This window comes from Rhodococcus sp. Eu-32 (genome assembly GCF_003336925.1).
GTDB classification, from domain to species: Bacteria; Actinomycetota; Actinomycetes; order Mycobacteriales; family Mycobacteriaceae; genus Rhodococcoides; species Rhodococcoides kyotonensis_B.
Map to the genome: position 1 here is coordinate 1 of NZ_QGNK01000025.1, position 18,313 is coordinate 18,313.

At 64.6% G+C, this 18,313-nt stretch carries 18 protein-coding genes and 1 pseudogene; 2 read left to right on the forward strand and 17 right to left on the reverse strand.

Annotated elements, in window-relative coordinates:
* Nucleotides 1-443 precede the first annotated feature (443 nt).
* Nucleotides 444-1,168 (reverse strand): annotated as a pseudogene (locus DK926_RS22960) (pyridoxamine 5'-phosphate oxidase family protein).
* Between the two features lie 54 nt (nucleotides 1,169-1,222).
* Here DK926_RS22960 and DK926_RS22965 point away from each other — a divergent pair.
* Nucleotides 1,223-2,629: a PLP-dependent aminotransferase family protein gene (locus DK926_RS22965; RefSeq protein WP_114332320.1), complete on the forward strand. Its 1,407-nt coding sequence runs from the start codon at nucleotides 1,223-1,225 to the stop codon at nucleotides 2,627-2,629.
* 54 nt (nucleotides 2,630-2,683) lie between these two features.
* On the opposite strand, the gene murA is transcribed toward DK926_RS22965, so the two are convergent.
* Nucleotides 2,684-3,937, reverse strand: a complete 1,254-nt coding sequence (murA, locus tag DK926_RS22970) for a UDP-N-acetylglucosamine 1-carboxyvinyltransferase (protein WP_114332321.1) — start codon at nucleotides 3,935-3,937, stop codon at nucleotides 2,684-2,686.
* A 55-nt stretch (nucleotides 3,938-3,992) separates the two neighbouring features.
* Between murA and DK926_RS22975 the strand changes: the two genes are divergently transcribed.
* On the forward strand, nucleotides 3,993-4,574 hold the full coding sequence (locus DK926_RS22975; protein ID WP_114332322.1) for a cob(I)yrinic acid a,c-diamide adenosyltransferase: 582 nt from the start codon (nucleotides 3,993-3,995) through the stop codon (nucleotides 4,572-4,574).
* A 68-nt stretch (nucleotides 4,575-4,642) separates the two neighbouring features.
* On the opposite strand, the gene DK926_RS22980 is transcribed toward DK926_RS22975, so the two are convergent.
* The 15 genes from DK926_RS22980 to prfA form a co-directional block, all read right to left on the reverse strand.
* Entirely contained in the window at nucleotides 4,643-5,080 is a 438-nt protein-coding gene (locus DK926_RS22980; protein WP_114332323.1) for a DUF2550 domain-containing protein, read from the reverse strand.
* A 32-nt stretch (nucleotides 5,081-5,112) separates the two neighbouring features.
* Nucleotides 5,113-5,472 carry a F0F1 ATP synthase subunit epsilon gene (locus DK926_RS22985; protein WP_114332324.1) on the reverse strand — a complete coding sequence of 120 codons (360 nt, stop codon included), beginning with the start codon at nucleotides 5,470-5,472 and terminating at the stop codon, nucleotides 5,113-5,115.
* Between the two features lie 30 nt (nucleotides 5,473-5,502).
* Entirely contained in the window at nucleotides 5,503-6,951 is a 1,449-nt protein-coding gene (gene atpD, locus DK926_RS22990) for a F0F1 ATP synthase subunit beta (RefSeq protein ID WP_114332325.1), read from the reverse strand.
* A 3-nt stretch (nucleotides 6,952-6,954) separates the two neighbouring features.
* Complete coding sequence (locus DK926_RS22995; RefSeq protein ID WP_068429369.1) at nucleotides 6,955-7,929, reverse strand: F0F1 ATP synthase subunit gamma; 975 nt, start codon at nucleotides 7,927-7,929, stop codon at nucleotides 6,955-6,957.
* Between the two features lie 55 nt (nucleotides 7,930-7,984).
* Nucleotides 7,985-9,628, reverse strand: coding sequence for a F0F1 ATP synthase subunit alpha (gene atpA / locus DK926_RS23000; RefSeq protein WP_114332326.1), 1,644 nt, complete (start codon nucleotides 9,626-9,628; stop codon nucleotides 7,985-7,987).
* A gap of 91 nt (nucleotides 9,629-9,719) precedes the next feature.
* On the reverse strand, nucleotides 9,720-10,547 hold the full coding sequence (locus DK926_RS23005) for a F0F1 ATP synthase subunit delta (protein WP_114332366.1): 828 nt from the start codon (nucleotides 10,545-10,547) through the stop codon (nucleotides 9,720-9,722).
* Nucleotides 10,548-10,554: 7 nt separating this feature from the next.
* The gene (locus DK926_RS23010) at nucleotides 10,555-11,118 is read right to left on the reverse strand and encodes a F0F1 ATP synthase subunit B (protein WP_068429375.1); all 564 of its coding nucleotides are present in this window, start codon (nucleotides 11,116-11,118) and stop codon (nucleotides 10,555-10,557) included.
* 6 nt (nucleotides 11,119-11,124) lie between these two features.
* Nucleotides 11,125-11,376 carry an ATP synthase F0 subunit C gene (locus DK926_RS23015; protein WP_019667280.1) on the reverse strand — a complete coding sequence of 84 codons (252 nt, stop codon included), beginning with the start codon at nucleotides 11,374-11,376 and terminating at the stop codon, nucleotides 11,125-11,127.
* A 73-nt stretch (nucleotides 11,377-11,449) separates the two neighbouring features.
* Entirely contained in the window at nucleotides 11,450-12,271 is an 822-nt protein-coding gene (gene atpB / locus DK926_RS23020) for a F0F1 ATP synthase subunit A (protein ID WP_174551474.1), read from the reverse strand.
* A 279-nt stretch (nucleotides 12,272-12,550) separates the two neighbouring features.
* Nucleotides 12,551-12,961, reverse strand: a complete 411-nt coding sequence (locus DK926_RS23030; RefSeq protein WP_243636983.1) for a hypothetical protein — start codon at nucleotides 12,959-12,961, stop codon at nucleotides 12,551-12,553.
* A 73-nt stretch (nucleotides 12,962-13,034) separates the two neighbouring features.
* A complete protein-coding gene (locus DK926_RS23035) occupies nucleotides 13,035-14,243 on the reverse strand; it encodes an MraY family glycosyltransferase (RefSeq protein WP_068429384.1) in 1,209 nt (402 codons plus the stop codon).
* A complete protein-coding gene (gene glyA / locus DK926_RS23040; protein WP_114332328.1) occupies nucleotides 14,240-15,523 on the reverse strand; it encodes a serine hydroxymethyltransferase in 1,284 nt (427 codons plus the stop codon). The genes DK926_RS23035 and glyA overlap by 4 nt, the downstream gene beginning before the upstream one ends.
* Nucleotides 15,520-16,188, reverse strand: coding sequence for an L-threonylcarbamoyladenylate synthase (locus DK926_RS23045; RefSeq protein ID WP_068429390.1), 669 nt, complete (start codon nucleotides 16,186-16,188; stop codon nucleotides 15,520-15,522). The genes glyA and DK926_RS23045 overlap by 4 nt, the downstream gene beginning before the upstream one ends.
* 55 nt (nucleotides 16,189-16,243) lie before the next feature.
* A complete protein-coding gene (prmC, locus tag DK926_RS23050; protein WP_114332329.1) occupies nucleotides 16,244-17,143 on the reverse strand; it encodes a peptide chain release factor N(5)-glutamine methyltransferase in 900 nt (299 codons plus the stop codon).
* A 22-nt stretch (nucleotides 17,144-17,165) separates the two neighbouring features.
* Entirely contained in the window at nucleotides 17,166-18,245 is a 1,080-nt protein-coding gene (gene prfA / locus DK926_RS23055; protein ID WP_068429396.1) for a peptide chain release factor 1, read from the reverse strand.
* Nucleotides 18,246-18,313 lie beyond the last annotated feature (68 nt).

The window sequence follows — 18,313 nt, forward strand, 5'->3', positions numbered from 1 at the left end:
CCCAGACGGGAAGAATGAAGCAAGAAGACGTCACACCCACACCCCACAAGGCATGAGCGCCAAAAACATTCGGCACTGACATTCATCGACACACTGTTGAGTTCTCAAAGAACACGCGCACACCATCCACTCGCAGACTCACGCCTGCCAGCATCAAGGGCAACTGTTCCAGTCTATCCCAGCTTGGTCTCGGAAGCAAACTTCCGACTCTTGGGGGACACGCTATATCAGGCACTCCGTACAACCTCGTTGTCTCCGGCCTCTCGGCTCGGAGTCGGTGTCCGTGTCGCTCTGACTCGACAAAAGTTACGCGAGCAGACTGCACCACGCAAATCCCCAGGTCGCGTCGACAACTCCCCACGTTTACGCAGGTAGCGGATGCGCGAGGGGCGTTCTCCAGCCCACGCTGAAGGAAACCGTCGACTGTGACGCCGGACATACCTCTACCTTCGGCGCACTGATATCGCTCGAACATGCTCCGGCACAGCAACATTCGTCTCGACATCCGAGGCAATCCGCGGTGTGCCCACCGTTTCGACCATCGGGACGACGCCGGCCCACACTCCCCCCGCCTCGATGTCGGCGGCGTCGTCGACCGGATCACCGGCCCGCGACTTGACCGACGCCTCGTACAGAGGAAGCGCCAATACCGCCGTCGCCGCCAGCTCTTTGCGTGTGTGGGGACGGAGATGCGCGCTTCTCCCCTCGACGACCTGATCGACGATCGCGTTCAGTGCACGCACGCGTTCGCCGTGGTCGGTGACGACTCGGGGGGTTCCGACCACCACCGCACTCCGGTAATTCATCGAATGATGGAACGCCGACCTCGCCAGTACGAGCCCATCGAGCGCCGTCACCGTCACGCAAATTCTCCAGCGGGTGCGTCGACCAGACTCCTGGCCGCGACCGATCCGTGGAGATACAGGCTTCCACCGCGGTCCGGGCCGTCGAGATCGACGCCATACGCAGTGGGTAGGACGCGCACGGAGCCGTCGACAACCACGCCCATGTGACAGATGCGTGACGACGCGAGCACGTCGACCAGGTCGGCGCGATCGCTACGGGCACGGCCTCGGCCACGTTTGATCGTCGTTCTGGGCGTCGGCGACAACGGGGTCTCGTAGATGCTCACCTCGTCGATCGTTGTCGACAACTGGCCCGATGTCATGGTCCACTGAACGCGATTTTCCATAGGCCACTGTGCAGGTGTTGGGAGCATCCGATGTTGCCGTCTTCGCTCACGATCACGCTCGATCGGTCGGGTACGCGTACCTTGCCGGTCCAGATCGCCGATCGAATTCGGTCCGCGATCAGCGACGGCGAGATCCGTGGTAACACTCGATTGCCCAGCAGCAGAGCGCTTTCCGGCGAGATCGGCGTGGCTCGAGGCGTCGTCGAGCAGGCCTACGAACAATTGATCGCTGAAGGGTGGATCGAAGCGCGTAGCGGGTCCGGTACATACGTGCGCCGCATCTCCTCGTCCACCGGGACCCGAGTTGGGAGGACAGCGTCCTCTCCCCCGCCCACCGCCACCACCCACCGCCGTCGGATACGACTCGGGACGGGCACCCCGTGGATCCCGCCTCGACTCCCTACAGCGTGGAAGCGTGCATGGCGCGACGCCGGCGCTGCTCCACACCCGCAGATCTATCCCGACCCACTCGGTGAGCCGCGGTTGCGCGACGCCGTCGTCGACCTGCTGGCCAGGGCGCGCGGCCTGCACACGGACTCGAGCTCGGTCGTCGTCACCACCGGCAGCATGCACGGTCTCGGCCTCGCACTGGCCGCGCTTGCCGACCCCGGAGTCGACGACTCTCCCGTGCTCGCTCATGAGAATCCGGGTTATCGCGTCGCAACGACGACCGCTCGTCGCGCCGGGTGGTCGCTGTTCGACGTCCCCGTCGACGCCGACGGAATGGTGCCCGACCACCTCGATTCCGCGCCAGCGCAGACACGCGCCGTGTATGTCACGCCGTCGCACCAACATCCGACGGGAGGACTGCTTCCGGTGGGCCGTCGACGAGCCCTCGCCGACTTCGCGCGAACGCGTGACGTCATGATCATCGAGGACGACTACGACTCCGAATTCCGTTACGACGTAGCACCTTTGCCGACGATTGCGGAGTTCGCACCGGATCGCACGATCTATCTCGGGACCGTCGCGAAGACGTTCGGCGGCGGCATCAGACTCGGATGGCTCGTCGCACCACCGCACATCGTCCAAAAGATCGCGTCCGTGCGCGCCGACACCGGTGACTACCCCTCCGTGCCGGTTCAGAACGCGATGGCGTCGCTGCTGCGCGACGGCGAGTGGGATCGGACGGTCCGAGCGGCGCGCCGTCGCTACCGAGAGCGCGACCGCCGCGTCACCGCGGCACTCGCGCCCTACGGCGAACTGCGCGGCGTCGGCGCCGGGATGCACACGACGCTGCTGTTACCCGAACACACTGCGACCGACGTTGCCCGTATGGCGGCCGAGGAGGGCGTCGACGTCGACACGCTCGCGAGTTCGACCAGAAGCCCGTCCCCGATCGCCGGTTTGCTCGTCGGCTACGGCTCCCTGTCCGACGAGGACCTCGTCTATTGCCTCGATGTGCTCACGAGTGCCCTCGACTCCGTGACCCGCTGACTCGAAACGCCTGGTGTCGCAGCAAGTTTCGAAGGGAAGAGCCTGTAGAACGCGTCAGCTGACGCGTTCTATGTTGCCGCCCAAGGCGGTCAGGTTCTCCACGAACCGCGGGTAGCCGCGGTCGATGTGATAGACGTCGTGCACCTCGGTGACGCCGTCGGCGCACAGACCCGCGAGGACGAGGCCCGCGCCGGCTCGAATATCCGACGACCACACCGGCGCGCTCGACAGCTGCGGCACCCCCCGCACGACCGCATGGTGACCGTCGGTTCTCGCGTCGGCTCCGAGTCGAATCATTTCCTCGACGAACCGGAAGCGCGCTTCGAAAACGTTCTCGGTGATCATCGACGTTCCGTTCGCGACGGCCGCAAGACCGATGGCCATCGGCTGTAGATCCGTCGGGAATCCGGGGAACGGCAGCGTCGCGAAATTCACGGCAGTCGGACGCTCGTGCTGGACGACGCGGAAACCGTCGGGCTCTGAGGTCACCTCGGACCCGGCCGCGCGCAACTTGTCGAGTACCAGAGACAGGTGCTTCGGGTTCACGCCGCGCACTCGGACGTCGCCACGCGTCATGGACGCTGCGATACCCCACGTCGCCGCGACGATGCGGTCGCCGATGACACGGTGGGTGGTCGGCTTCAACGATTCGACACCCTTGATGGTCAGTGTCGACGTGCCCGCTCCGGTGACGTTGGCGCCCATCTCGTTGAGCATGTTGCAGACGTCGACGATGTCCGGCTCGCGCGCGGCATTGTCGATGACCGTTTCCCCCTTGGCGAGCACAGCCGCCATCAGGATGTTCTCGGTCGCGCCGACGGACGGGAACGCCAAGCGAATGTTGGCGCCGCGCAGCTCGTCGGCCTCCGCGACGACGCAGCCGTGCTGAATTTCGCTGTGGGCGCCGAGCAGCCGCAGGCCGGACTGGTGCATGTCCAGAGGCCGCGAGCCGATGGCGTCGCCACCCGGAAGCGCAACCACTGCGCGCCTGCACCGCGCGACGAGCGGGCCGAGCACGCACACCGACGCCCTGAACTGGGTAACAGCCGGGAAGTCGGCGTGATGTTTCGGTTCGGCAGGCGTCGTGATGCGGACGACGTCGCCTTCGAGCTCGACATCGCAGCCAAGGCCGCGCAGCACCTCGGCCATCAGCGGTACGTCGAGAATGTCCGGGCAGTTGGTTATGGTGCTCGTGCCCTCCGCCAACAGCGCGGCCGCCATCAGTTTCAGAACGCTGTTCTTGGCGCCCCCGACCGACACCTCGCCGACGAGTCGGTTTCCTCCGGATACCAAAAAGCGTTCACTCACAATTCGACAGCGTAGCCAGGGAAGCGCGACGGCATCCGAGCGGTACCGTGACTTCATGGCTGTGCACCTCACCCGCATCTACACGCGTACCGGCGACGACGGCACCACAGGACTCAGCGACTTCTCACGAGTCACCAAGAACGACCCACGCCTCGTCGCGTACGCCGACTGCGACGAGACCAACGCAAGCTTGGGAGTTGTTCTGGCTCTTGGTAATCCGCCGCAGCAGGTCGCCGACGTGATTCGCACGATCCAGAGCGATCTGTTCGACGCGGGTGCGGACTTGTCCACTCCGATCGTCGAAGACCCGAAATATCCACCGCTGCGTATCGACCAGAGCTACATCGATCGCCTCGAAGCATGGTGCGACGAGTTCAACGAGAATCTCGAGCCACTGACGTCGTTCATCCTGCCCGGTGGTACCCCGTCGGGAGCTCTCCTGCACGCTGCACGCACGGTGTGCCGTCGCGCAGAACGCGCTGCATGGGCTGCGGTCGACGCGAGCCCCGACACGACGAACGCACTGCCGGCGAAGTATCTGAACAGATTGTCGGACCTGCTGTTCATCCTGAGCAGGTATGCGAATCCGGACGGAGACGTCCAATGGGTTCCGGGAGCGTCGCGCTCTACCGAATAACTACGCGGGCAGGAGCGGAGCCTGCAGAAGCGACATAGGCGGGCAGGAGCGGAGCCTGCAGAAGCGACCTACGCAGCCGGTCGGCCGCGCTTCGAGCGGTCCGACGGCCGGGATTCGAGCCACGACATGAACGCGGTCAACGCACCGCGGTCGAGAGCGATCTCGTAGGTCTTGCCTCGATCCGAGAGTTCGAGGATTGCGATCTCGTCGGACATGATGTCGAACTCGTTGTCGCGGGGCGTGCGCCTGGCACCCACTTCGATGCCCTGACGTGCCATCCGATGGTTGGGTCCGAGCTTCAGGCTCGACAGTTTGAAGAAGACCATCGTGTTGTCGCCGTAGCGGATGACGCCGTGGCGCCAGCCACTGCCACCCGCGACCGGCGTCACGCGCATGATGGCCGCGGTACCACCGCGCCGCAGCACGTTCAGACGGTACAGAAAAGCCGCGACGAGGCCTGCGAGCAGCACTACCAGAAGGATCAGAACGATCACTCCGATGTGCATCACAGACCTCGTCGCGGCTTGCTGTCGAATACCTAGGCGCGCTCGGCAGCGCGAATTCGGCCCTTCGCGATTGCGAGAGCTTCCTTGTCGTCACCGCCTGCGTCCAATACTGCACGAGCTGCTTCGACGTCGATGTCCTGCGCGAAGTCCGCGGACTCCGCCAGAACGGTGACGGTCTTGCCCGTGACCGACAGGAAGCCACCGTGAACTGCAGCCACGATCTTCCCCCCGTCGGTCGTCGTGATGGACACCGTCCCTGCCTCGACGAGCTGGCCCAGTACGGGCTCATGGCCGGCCATGATGCCGATCTCGCCCTCGGTCGTCTGAGCGCTCACCAGGGTCGCGTTGCCGGACCACAGCTTCTGCTCGACCGCGACGAGAGCGACCTCCATGCCGTTCGTTTCCGCAGATGTCACGTCGGGCTACTTTCCGGCCATCTTCTTCGCTGCAGCCTCGACGTCGTCGAGACCACCACAGCTGTTGAAGGCCTGCTCGGGAAGGTGGTCGTACTCGCCCTTGGTGACCTTGTCGAACGCCTCGATCGTGTCCGCCAGCGAGACGACCGAGCCGGCCTCACCGGTGAACTTCTCGGCGACGATGAAGTTCTGGCCGAGGAACTTCTGGAGACGGCGTGCGCGGCCGACCAGAACCTTGTCCTCTTCCTGAAGCTCGTCCATACCGAGGATGGCGATGATGTCCTGCAGTTCCTTGTACTTCTGCAGGATTCGCTTGACCTCGTTGGCGACGCGGAAGTGCTCTGCACCGACGATGCCGGGCTCGAGGATTCGCGACGTCGAGCTCAGCGGGTCCACAGCGGGGTAGATACCCATCTGCGAGATCGGACGCGAGAGCTCGGTCGTGGCGTCGAGGTGGGCGAACGTCGTCGCAGGCGCCGGGTCGGTGTAGTCGTCGGCGGGAACGTAGATCGCCTGCAGCGAGGTGATCGAACGTCCACGGGTCGAGGTGATGCGCTCCTGGAGCTCACCCATCTCGTCCGCCAGCGTCGGCTGGTAACCCACGGCAGAAGGCATACGTCCCAGAAGGGTCGACACCTCGGAACCTGCCTGCGTGAAGCGGAAGATGTTGTCGATGAAGAGCAGAACGTCCTGGCCCTGAACATCGCGGAAGTACTCCGCCATCGTCAGTGCGGACAGGGCGACGCGCATACGCGTGCCCGGCGGCTCGTCCATCTGGCCGAAGACGAGGGCGGTGTCCTGAAGGACGCCCATCTCTTCCATTTCCAGGTGAAGGTCGGTGCCCTCGCGAGTGCGCTCACCGACGCCTGCGAACACCGAGGTGCCCGAGAACTCGCGAGCGATACGCGTGATCATTTCCTGGATCAGAACGGTCTTGCCGACGCCGGCACCACCGAACAGACCGATCTTTCCACCCTTCACGTACGGGGTCAGAAGGTCGATGACCTTGATGCCCGTCTCGAGGATCTCGGTCTTGCCTTCGAGCTGATCGAAGGCTGGTGGCTTGCGGTGGATGCCCCACTGCTCGCCGTCGCGACCCAGTCCGGGGGTGTCGAGGCAGTCACCGAGGGCGTTGAATACGTGGCCCTTGACGACGTCGCCGACGGGAACCGAGATCGGCTTGCCCGAGTTGGCCACCGAGGTGCCACGAACCAGACCGTCGGTCGGCTGCATCGAGATGGTGCGGACCAGGTTGTCGCCGAGGTGCTGCGCAACCTCGAGCGTCAGGGTCTTCGCCACCGTCGGCAGCGTGATCTCTGCGTGCAGTGCGTTGAACAGGGCGGGGATGGCGCCGCGCGGGAACTCGACGTCCACAACGGGGCCGATGACCCGAACGACACGGCCGGACTGAGTGTCCGCTCCGCTCGCGTTCTCTTGGGTTACTGCTGCGGTCATTGCTTAGTCACTTCCTGCGCTGTCAGCCAACGCGTTCGCGCCACCAACGATTTCGCTGATTTCCTGGGTGATCTGGGCTTGCCGAGCCTGGTTCGCCTGACGGCTCAGGTTCTCGACCAATTCGTTCGCGTTGTCCGTCGCGGCCTTCATGGCGGTACGACGCGCGGCCGACTCGGATGCAGCCGCATCGAGCAGCGAAGAGTAGATCCTCGTGCTGATGTACTTCGGCAGCAGAGCCGACAGGAGGGTTCCGGCCTCGGGTTCGAAGTCGTACTGCGCCTGGACTTCCGAAGCGGACGGTGAGTCGGTGAGTGCGTCGGCACCCAGTTCGATCTCTTCGTCCGTGTAGGAGATCTCCAGCGGAGCCATGCGACGAACTTCGGGCTTCTGCGTCAGCATCGACACGAATCGCGTGTAGACGATGTGCAGTTCGTCGACGCCCTCGACGGTGCCTTCACCGTTGGGTGCATCGACATCCGAACCGGATCCCGCCATGAAGAGCTCGACCAGGTGCTTGCTGGCCTTCGCTGCGTCGGCGTAGCCGGGCTCCTGGGAGAAGCCCGTCCAAGCGCCCTTCACGTCGCGCTCGCGGAAGGTGTAGTACGTGAGTCCCTTCGCACCGAGTACGTAGATGACCGGATCCTTGCCCTCGGAACGCAGGAGCTGGAACAGCTCCTCCGCTTCCTTGAGCACGTTGGAGTTGTAACCACCGCACATACCGCGGTCACTGGTGACGACCAGGACTGCAGCACGCTTGGGTTCGGGCCGCTCGTTCAGCAGCGGGTGGTCCAGCGAACCGGACGCACTGGCCAACGCGGAGAGCACGTTGGTGATCTCTTCCGCGTACGGCTTCGATGCAGCAACACGGGCCTGCGCCTTGGTGATTCGCGATGTCGCGATCAACTCCTGCGCCTTGGTGATCTTCTTGGTCGAGTTGACCGACTTGATCCGGGAACGCAGCTCGAGAATGCTTGCCATCAGCTGTTCACGCTCCCTTCTCTACTCGTAACGACACTGGGCATCTCTCGCAGACCTACTTGCTGACAGTCTTGCGAGTGACGTTGACCTGCTCCTGGTTGACCTCGTCCGGGTTCAGCGTGTCCGCCTCTGCCTCGTTGACGACGCGGTTGCCCTCGGAGTCCAGGAATCCTGCCTTGAACTTCTCGGTGGCCTCGACCAGTGCCTTCTGCGCGTCCTCGTCGAGAGCCTTGCCGCCGGCAATGCTGTCGTAGACGCCAGTGGCGTTGCGGTGCAGATCTTCGAGCAGCTCGCTCTCGAAGCGACGAACGTCGCCGACGGGAACCGAGTCGTACGTGCCCTGGCCGGCGAGCCAGATCGAGACGATCTGATCTTCGACGGCAACCGGTGCGTACTGGTCCTGCTTCAGCAGCTCCACGAGGCGAGCGCCACGCTCGAGCTGTGCCTTGGAGGCCGCGTCGAGGTCGGAAGCGAAAGCCGAGAAGGCTTCGAGCTCACGGAACTGAGCGAGCTCGAGACGCAGCGAACCGGAGACCTTCTTCATGCCCTTGGTCTGCGCTGCGCCACCGACTCGGGACACGGAGATACCGACGTTGATGGCGGGGCGAACACCCTTGTTGAACAGGTCCGACTCCAGGAAGACCTGGCCGTCGGTGATGGAGATGACGTTGGTCGGAATGTACGCCGAGACGTCGTTGGCCTTGGTCTCGATGATCGGCAGAGCCGTCAGCGATCCACCACCGAGCTCGTCGGACAGCTTCGCCGAGCGCTCCAGCAGACGGGAGTGCAAGTAGAAGACGTCACCGGGGTAAGCCTCGCGGCCCGGCGGGCGACGCAGCAGCAGCGAGATGGCACGGTATGCCTCGGCCTGCTTCGTCAGGTCGTCGAACACGATGAGGACGTGCTTGCCCTGGTACATCCAGTGCTGGCCGATGGCCGAGCCGGTGTACGGAGCGAGCCACTTGAAGCCTGCGGAGTCGGAAGCGGGAGCCGCGACGATGGTCGTGTACTCCAGTGCGCCCTGCTCTTCGAGCGCGGCCTTGACGCCTGCGATCGTGGAGCCCTTCTGGCCGATGGCGACGTAGATGCAGCGAACCTGCTTCTTCTCGTCGCCGGACTCCCAGTTGGCCTTCTGGTTCAGGATGGCGTCGATGCAGACGGCGGTCTTGCCCGTCTTGCGGTCACCGATGACGAGCTGGCGCTGTCCGCGGCCGATCGGGGTCATGGCGTCGATGGCCTTGATACCGGTCTGCAGCGGCTCTTCGACCGGCTGACGCTCGAGCACGGACGCTGCCTGCAGTTCGAGTGCGCGGTTCTCGGTCGACTCGATGTCACCGAGGCCGTCGATGGGCTGGCCCAAGGGGTTGACGACGCGGCCGAGGTAGCCGTCGCCGACCGGCACGGACAGAACGTCACCCGTGCGCTTGACTTCCTGGCCTTCTTCGATGTGCTCGTAGTCACCGAGGATGACGGCACCGATCTCGGTGGCATCCAGGTTCAGCGCCACACCGAGCACGCCGCCCGGGAATTCCAGCAGCTCGTTGGACATCGCCGACGGCAGCCCGGACACGTGCGCGATTCCGTCGCTCGTGTCGGTAACCGTGCCGACCTCCTCGCGGGAAGACTCCGGTGAGTAGCTCGCGGTGAAGTTCTCGATCGCGCTACGGATCTCGTCGGAGGAGATCGTCAGCTCCGCCATATTGTTTCCTGCTCTTCCTTCGATGTTCGCGGTATCAAACGCTTCGAAACGTCGAAACGCTTTTCCTCGGACTGTGGTGTCCGTACTCGGACTACTTGAGTGTCTTTCGCAATGCAGCGAGGCGTCCTGCCCCACTACCGTCGATGACCTCGTCGCCTATCCGGACCACGAGTCCGCTGAGCAGTTCGGTATCGACCTCGACGTGCACGGTGACGGGCTTGCCGTACGTACGTGTCAGTGTCGCAGTCAGCTTTTCGAGCTGACTGTCGCTGAGCGGCGCCGCACTCCGCACATGAGCGACAGCTCGGTCACGGACCTTCGCCGCCTGCCCAGCCAGCGCGTCGAGCGCGTCGGCCGGAGCCGTCGTGCGCAGACGACTGACTGCCTGGATCGCCAGGGCCTCGGTGACCGCGGTCACCTTGCCGTAGAGAAGGCGTCCGAGCAGCTCACGCTTCGCCTGGACCGGCTTGCCGAGATCCGACAGAGCCTGCTCGAGCGACGGGTTGGCTGCGACGATGCGGCCGAGGCGGAACAGTTCGTCCTCGACCGTATCGAGCTGGTTCTGATCTGCCGCGGCGCGAAGCAGCGCTTCACGTCCCAGCTCGACCAATGAGTTCAGCAGGTCCGATGCCTTGGACCAGCTCTCCGAGACAGCGCTCTTCAGAATGCGAGCGGTGATCTCGGAGACCTGTCCGGCGAACAGCTCCTCCACGAGAGCGCTGCGACGAGTCGCCGAAACCGACGCGTCGGCCAGCGCGGTACGCAACGTGCGCTGACCGTCGAGGGACTCGACGACAGCGAAGAGCTCTGCACCGGTCTGCGCGGCAGTAGCAGTTTCCGCACCTGCCGACGCAGACCCCAGCGCATCGTTCGCAACCGAACGCGTGCGGGCAAGAGCCTCACGAGAAGTTGCGTACATGGTCATCTCACTTTCCGGCTGCAGAGTCAGCCGTGACGGAGTCGAGTTCGCTCAGGAAACGATCGATCGAGCCTGCGCGCTTCGCCTCGTCGGACAACTGCTCTCCGATGACCTTCTCGGCGAGTTCCACTGCCGTGCGTCCGAGATCGGCACGGAGTTCCGTGACGATCTGCTGACGCTGCGCGACGAGCTGGCTGTGGCCTGCGGCCACGATCCGGTCGCTTTCTTCCTGCGCCTTCGTCTTCATTTCGGCGAGAATGGCCTGTCCCTGGCTGCGTGCGTCCTCACGGATCGCCGCTGCCTCGGACCGAGCGTCGGCGAGCTGCTTCTGGTACTGCTCGAGAGCAGCCTTGGCCTCTGCCTGCGCCTCTTCGGCCTTCTTGATGCCGCCTTCGATCAGATCGCTACGTTGCGCCAGGACGGCCGAGAACTTCGGGAGGATGTACTTCCAGAAGACGAAGCCGATGACAGCGATGCAGACCAAAGACCAAACGATGTCGTATGTCGCGGGGAGGAGAGGATTGATGTCCTCGCCTTCCTCCGCGGCCAAGATCGCGATGTTGGTTGCCATGTCGAATTAACCGAACAGGAAGCCGGCGACGATACCGATCAGCGCGAGAGCTTCGGTGAACGCGATACCGAGGAACATGTTGGTACGGATGGTGCCCTGGAGCTCGGGCTGACGCGCGATGCCCTCGATGGCCTTGCCGACCACGATGCCTACACCGATGCCAGGTCCGATGGCTGCGAGGCCGTAACCGATGGCGCCGTAGCCGCCACCCGTAACGGTGGTCTCGGTGACTTCCTGTGCCAGGTACGCGAGGCTCATTTGATTTCCGTTCCCTTTCTGTTGCCCATCACCGGTCGGTGCGTGGGTCAGGTAGATCTGTCGGTCGAGCGGTCTAGTGAGAGTCGGCGTGCAGCGCGAGATCGATGTACACCGCGGTCAGCAGGGCGAACACGTACGCCTGCAGACCGATGACGAGCATCTCGAACAGCGTGAAGCCGAAGCCCGCTGCAAGCGAGAACACGCCGAAAATCTTCATTCCCGCCGCGGCCTGGAAGAAGAAGAACTGGGTCGCGCTGAAGAACAGCACGAGCATGAGGTGGCCGGCCAGCATGTTGGCCATGAGACGAACGGTCAGCGTGAACGGCCGCAGGATGAAGGTCGAGATGAACTCGATCGGGATCAGAATTATGTGCAGGGCAGGCGGAACGTTCGGAACCACGATGCTGCTCTTCACGTACTTGAAGAAGCCGTACTTCTTGATGCCCACGTAGTTGAACGTGACGTAGGCGATCGCTGCAAGGACGATCGGCATACCGATTCGCGCGTTGGGCGAGATGTTCAGGAACGGAATGATTCCGGAAAGGTTCATGAACAACACGGCGAAGAAGATCGTCATGATGATCGGCAGGAAGCGCTTTCCCTGCTCCTTGCCGAGGATCTCGTCGGCGATCTGAACCTTGACGAAGTCGAGCATGTACTCGACACCGTTCTGCAGACCCCGCGGAACGACCTTCGGGCTTCGCATCGCGAACGCGAACAACACGACCAGCACGAGGGTCATGAGAATGCGAATCAGCATCAGCCGGTCGAGTTCGAAGGGGGTGCCTTCGAACAACACAGCGGGAGGAAAGAAGTCGGTTAGTGACGGCGGGTGGAACTCCGCAGCCAAGTTGGTGACGCTCAGCGGTCTCTCCCGTGTTCGGGCCGCAGACATCTACGACTGCGGTTCGATCGGACATTGACGATCTATCAAGTCGACGATATCGGCTCGAGGTCGTCAGCAGCTGAGGCAGATTTTCAGGTCGGCCAGCGTCTGTCGGGTGTCGGCGACTCACGTCGACTCGGTAACTTCTCGTTACCTGCAAGCGCCTTCGTGCACGCGAAATGTCCCATTCGCGGCAGTCCACCACTTACTTGGTCGGAACTTTATCAACACAACTACGACGATGTGTAGGTGGGGCCGATTCTTGACCGATTACGACACATCGTCGTACTACTTCTCGTCGGACCCCGACGTCGCAGGGGGTTCGTCCACATAGGGGGCCTTGGTGCGCACGACGCCGTACACCTCGGCACCCAGCACCAGAACCAGTGCCGCGATGACGACGCCTGCGAGTGCGCCCTTGCTGTAGAAATCCATGTCCTTCAGGACGGCGAGAACCACCACGGCCAGCAGCATCTTGACGATCCACCCGCCGAGCAGAACCGCGCCCGCCATGGTCGGTGGGAACTTCGACGTCAACGCGATGGACAACGCCGTCGTCAGGATGAAACCGCCGCCGAGAGCGGCTCCGATGAGCGCTCCCCACAACCCGGGGAGTCCCGCGACCAGCGTTGCGACGACTGCGCCGACGACGGCGAGCACCACGAGACCGATCACGCCGTAGCGAACCGCGGCGCGCATCGTGTCGGACTGATCGGGCACGGGCGTTGGAGAGAAGCTCACAGGCGCACAGACTACCCAGTGGCTCGCGACGTCACGCCCGACGCCCTCTTCGACCAGCGGCGCGCGAGCGCCGTCGCTGTCGGGCGAGGTCCAATCGGACCGAGGGGACGGCCGTCACCACCAGCGCGAACACGAGGCCGGCCGCCACCAGGAGCACGACGACGCGACGGTCGATGAGCGACGACCCGACAGCTCCGAACGCCAGTACGCCCACCCACAGGTAGATCACGAGCACGACGCGTCGGTGCGAGTGACCGATCTGCAGCAACCTGTGATGCAGGTGCATCTTGTCCGGACTGAAGGGGCTGCGACCGGCGCGGGTGCGCCGAACCACGGCGAGCAGCAGGTCGAGGATGGGAATGAACATGACCGCGCCGACGAGCAGAATCGGCGACAACAGACCGAGCAGGTCACGTGGGCCGTACGCGACGAGCGGGATCCGGCCGGACGCGCTCGTCGACACCGTCGCGAGCATCAGGCCGATGAGCATCGATCCCGAGTCGCCCATGAAGATGCGGGCGGGCTGAAAGTTGTGCGGAAGAAAACCCAGGCACGCGCCCGCCAACGCTGCTGCGATGACGGTCGGCGGATAGATGCCGACGTCGCCGCCCTGCTCGTGCAGCAGGCCCACCGAGAAGACACAGATGGCGATGGACGCGATCAACCCGAGTCCGGCAGCGAGACCGTCCAGCCCGTCGACGAAGTTCATCGCGTTGACCATCACTACCGTCACCAGCACCGTGACCAGTCCGGCCTGGAGCTGATCGAGCACGACGGTCTGCACGTCGGACCACGGGACGTAGATGATGTACCAGCTCACGCCCATCACGACGAGCACACCGGCGGCGGTCACCTGGCCGACGAACTTGGTCAGAGCGTCGAGACCCCATCGATCGTCGATGATGCCGACGACGACGATGACGCATCCCGCGAGCAGCGCAGCGGGAATGTCCTGGGTGTACTCCGAGTCGAATCCTCGCGCCAACGCCGGAAGTTGCGACGCGAACAGCAGCGCGACCAGCATGCCCAGGTACATGCCGGTGCCGCCGAGCCGCGGCGTGGGGGTGACGTGCACGTCGCGTTCGCGAGGCGCTGCGACCGCTCCGAACTTGATCGCGAGGACGCGAACTCCGCCGGTCGCGAGGAACGTCACGACGGCCGCGGTCAGGAAGACCAGCAGCAACTCCCTGATCGGGACGCCTGCTCCCTGCCCCGGCTGTGCGAGTACGTCGACCGTCATGCGCGAGGGTACGCAGGCTTGCGGGTCACGAGGTTCGTGACGTCGTCCCGGATCGACGCGATCTCGCGGTCACCGGCCTCGGTACCCATCTCTGCGCGAACAGCGCGCGCGACGAGCGTCGCCACCGCCTGCATGTCCGACGCGTCGAACCCCTGCGTCGTCACTGCTGCCGAGCCGACACGAATTCCCGACGCGACCGCGGGCGGAGCCGGGTCGAACGGGATCGCATTCTTGTTCAGCGTGATGCCTGCCGCCTCGCATCGCGCCTCGGCCGTTCGGCCGTCGACTCCGAGGTTCTGTAGGTCGAGCAGCGCGAGGTGCGTGTCGGTTCCGCCGGAGACGGCACGCATGCCGTTCTCGACCAGACCGGACGCAAGGGCTGCCGAGTTGGACACGACGTCGCCCGCGTAACGCTTGAACGCGACGGTCGATGCCTCGGCGAACGCGACGGCCTTCGCCGCGACGGTGTGCATCGCCGGACCGCCTTGGCTGAACGGAAAGACCGCCTTGTCGATGGCGCGCGCGTGTTCCGCACGGCACATCAGCATCCCGCCTCGGGGTCCGCGCAGCACCTTGTGCGTGGTCGCCGAGACCACGTCCGCATACGGTACGGGCGATGGGATCGCTTGTCCGGCAACGAGACCGATGAAGTGAGCCGCGTCGACCCACAGGATTGCACCGACTTCGTCGGCGATCGAACGGAAGGCGGCGAAGTCGATCAGGCGCGAGTAGGCCGTAGCCCCTGCGACGATGATTCGGGGGCGGTGGACGAGGGCGAGCTCGCGGACCTCGTCGTAATCGATCAGTTCGGTGTCTCGTCGCACGTGATACGGGATGGGCGTGAACCACCGGCCGGAGAAGCTGACCTTCGAGCCGTGTGTCAGATGTCCGCCGTGCGGCAGGCTCATCGCGAGAATCGCATCACCGGGCTGCGCGAACGCGGCGTAGACCGCGAGGTTCGCGTTGGCACCCGAATGCGGTTGCACGTTGACGTGATCGGCGCCGAACAGCGTCTTCGCCCGCTCGATAGCGAGGTTCTCGGCGCGATCGACGACCTCGCAGCCACCGTAGTAACGGTTGCCCGGATATCCCTCGGCGTACTTGTTGCCGAGCACGCTCCCCAGTGCCGTGAGGACCGCGGGGCTCGCGAAATTCTCGCTCGCGATCAACTGCAGGCCGGAACGGACACGGCCGAGTTCACCGAGCAGGACGTCGGCGATCTCGGGATCGGCAGCCTCCAACTCGGTGAAGTCGGGGCCGAAGAAGTCGGGCGTCGTCACGTGGCAGCACTCCCCTGCCGCAGGCTATCCGCCGTCACGCCGAGAACCTCACCGACGGCGTCGGCCGAGATGGCGCCCTCGCGCAGGATGCGCGGGTTCTCCGACGTCAGGTCGACGATGGTCGATGCGACGGCGTGCTCGGCCGGTCCACCGTCGAGGTACACCGCGGCGGAACCCCCGAGCTGATCACGAGCCTCCACGACCGTCGTCGCAGGCGGTTGACCGGAGATGTTGGCGCTCGAGACCGCCAAGGGCCCGACCTCGCGCAGCAACTCGAGCGCAACCGGGTGCAGCGGCATACGCAACATGACGGTGCCCTGTGCGTCGCCGAGATCCCAGGCCAGCGACGGTGCCTGCTGCACGACGACGCTCAGCGCGCCCGGCCAGAACGCCTTGATCAGATCGCGCGTGCGCGGACGGACGCCCTGGACGAGTCCGTCGATGGTGTTCCAGGATCCGACGAGCACCGGTACCGGCATGTCGCGACCGCGGCCTTTGGCGCGCAGAAGGTCGGTGACCGCGCTGCTGTCGAAGGCGTCGGCAGCCAGGCCGTAGAGAGTGTCCGTCGGCATGACGACGAGTCGACCGGACTTGAGGGCGCCTCGGGCAGCGGTCAGTCCGGCGGCCCGGGAATCGGCTTGCTGGCAGTCGTAGACGGTGCTCACTCCCCTATCCTGTCACTCACCTCCCGCGAGACGGCAGATGGCTCGCGGGAGTGCGTCAGTGGCCCGACACGTCCGTTTTCGACACGGCCACTCTGGACGCGACGACGAACCGCGGCCGTCCTGCGAGATCCGGGTGTTCCTCGACCCCGGCGAAGATGCGTCGGCGCTCGAACAACTCGGCCACCTGGCGCCCGTGGGAGTCGTCGTGTTCGACGCCCGCCGCTCCCCCGACGCGCAGCAGACGTGCGATCGTCCCGATCATGGGCTCGATGACCGACAGTCCATCCGCGCCACCGAACAGTGCACAATGCGGGTCGTGGTCCACGACTTCCGGTTCGAGTTCCGCACCGAGCGGAATGTACGGCGGATTGGACACGATGAGGTCGACGCGCCCGTCGAGGTCGGTGAGCAGCGTTCGGTCGGTGACGTCGCCGTGATGCAGCGTGATCGGCGTATCCCCTTGTTCCGCACGCAGATCCGCGTTGCGACGCGCCCACGCCAGAGCAGGTGGATCGATTTCGACGGCGTGAACTTCGGCGTCCGGCCGGGCATTCGCCACGGCGAGCGCCAAAGCGCCTGAGCCGGTGCACAAGTCGACGACGACGGGCGGCTTGGTATCGACGCGTTCGAGAAACGCCAGAGCCCAGCCGAGCAACAGCTCGGTCTCGGGGCGTGGAACGAACACTCCCGGACCGACTTCCACGTCGATGTTGCCGAGAGCCGTTGTGCCGGTGATGTATTGAAGTGGAATACGCTTCGCGCGTTGCTCGACGGTCTTCATGTACGCGTCGATGATCTCGGGCTCGACCAAGGGGACGAGCCCGAGACGGCCGCGTTCGACACCGACGATGTGCGACGCCAACAACTCGGCGTCGACGCGAGCGCTCGGGACACCTGCGGCCTCCAACTTGCCGGTGGCGTCGAGAATGGCCAGGCGCAGTGGTTTACGAGTCACGAGTACAGCGTGCCACGAAGTGTCATTCCGCCTGCATGCGAGCCTCGCGGTCGGCCTTGCCGAGCGCGTCTAGCAACGCGTCGAGTTCGCCGTCGAGGACCGCGTCGAGGTTGTGTGCCTTGAATCCGATGCGGTGATCGGTGATTCGGTTCTCGGGGAAGTTGTACGTGCGAATGCGCTCGGAGCGGTCGACGGTCCGCACCTGGCTGGCCCGACCCGCTGCGGCTTCCTCGTCGGCAGCTTCCTCGGCCGCGGCCTGCAGGCGCGCGGCGAGCACCTGCATGGCACGTGCCTTGTTCTGGAGCTGAGATCGTTCGTTTTGGCAGGTGACGACGATTCCGGTAGGCAGGTGCGTGATGCGAACCGCGGAGTCCGTCGTGTTGACGCCCTGGCCACCCTTGCCGGACGAGCGGTACACGTCGATACGAAGATCGGTCTCGTCGATCTGGACTTCCTCGACCTCTTCGGGCTCGGGATACACGAGAACGCCTGCCGCGGAGGTGTGCACGCGTCCCTGCGACTCGGTGACCGGCACACGTTGTACGCGGTGCACGCCACCTTCGAACTTCAGTCGCGCCCAGACGCCGTCGAGCGAATCGCCCTTGGTCTTGATCGACAGCGTCGCATCCTTGTATCCACCGAGGTCGGAAACGTTGGCGTCGAGGATCTCGACGCGCCAGCCGCGTCGTTCCGCGTATCGGACGTACATGCGAGCCAGATCGGACGCGAACAGAGCCGATTCCTCGCCACCCTCACCGGACTTCACCTCGAGGACGATGTCGTCGCCGTCGTGCGGGTCGCGGGGGGCCAGCAGATCGGCGAGCGTCTGCTCCAGCGTCTCCACCGACTGTTCGAGGTCGGGAATCTCGGCGGCGAACGACGCGTCGTCGGCGGCCAGTTCGCGGGCGGCGGCCAGATCGTCCTGTGCCGAGACGAGTTTGCCGTGCACGGACATGATCGGCGCCAACTCGGCGAAGCGTTTACCCGCACGACGTGCAGCACTGGGGTCGTTGTGCAGCGCCGGGTCCGCCAGCTGCTGCTCGAGGCCCGAGTGTTCGGCCAGAATGTCGTCGATGGCCGAAGGCTTCGTCATCCTCGCCATGGGTGTGCTCCGCTCTCGTGAATCCTCGATAGGTATGAAAAAAGCCGACGCCCGCCCTGCAAACTGCA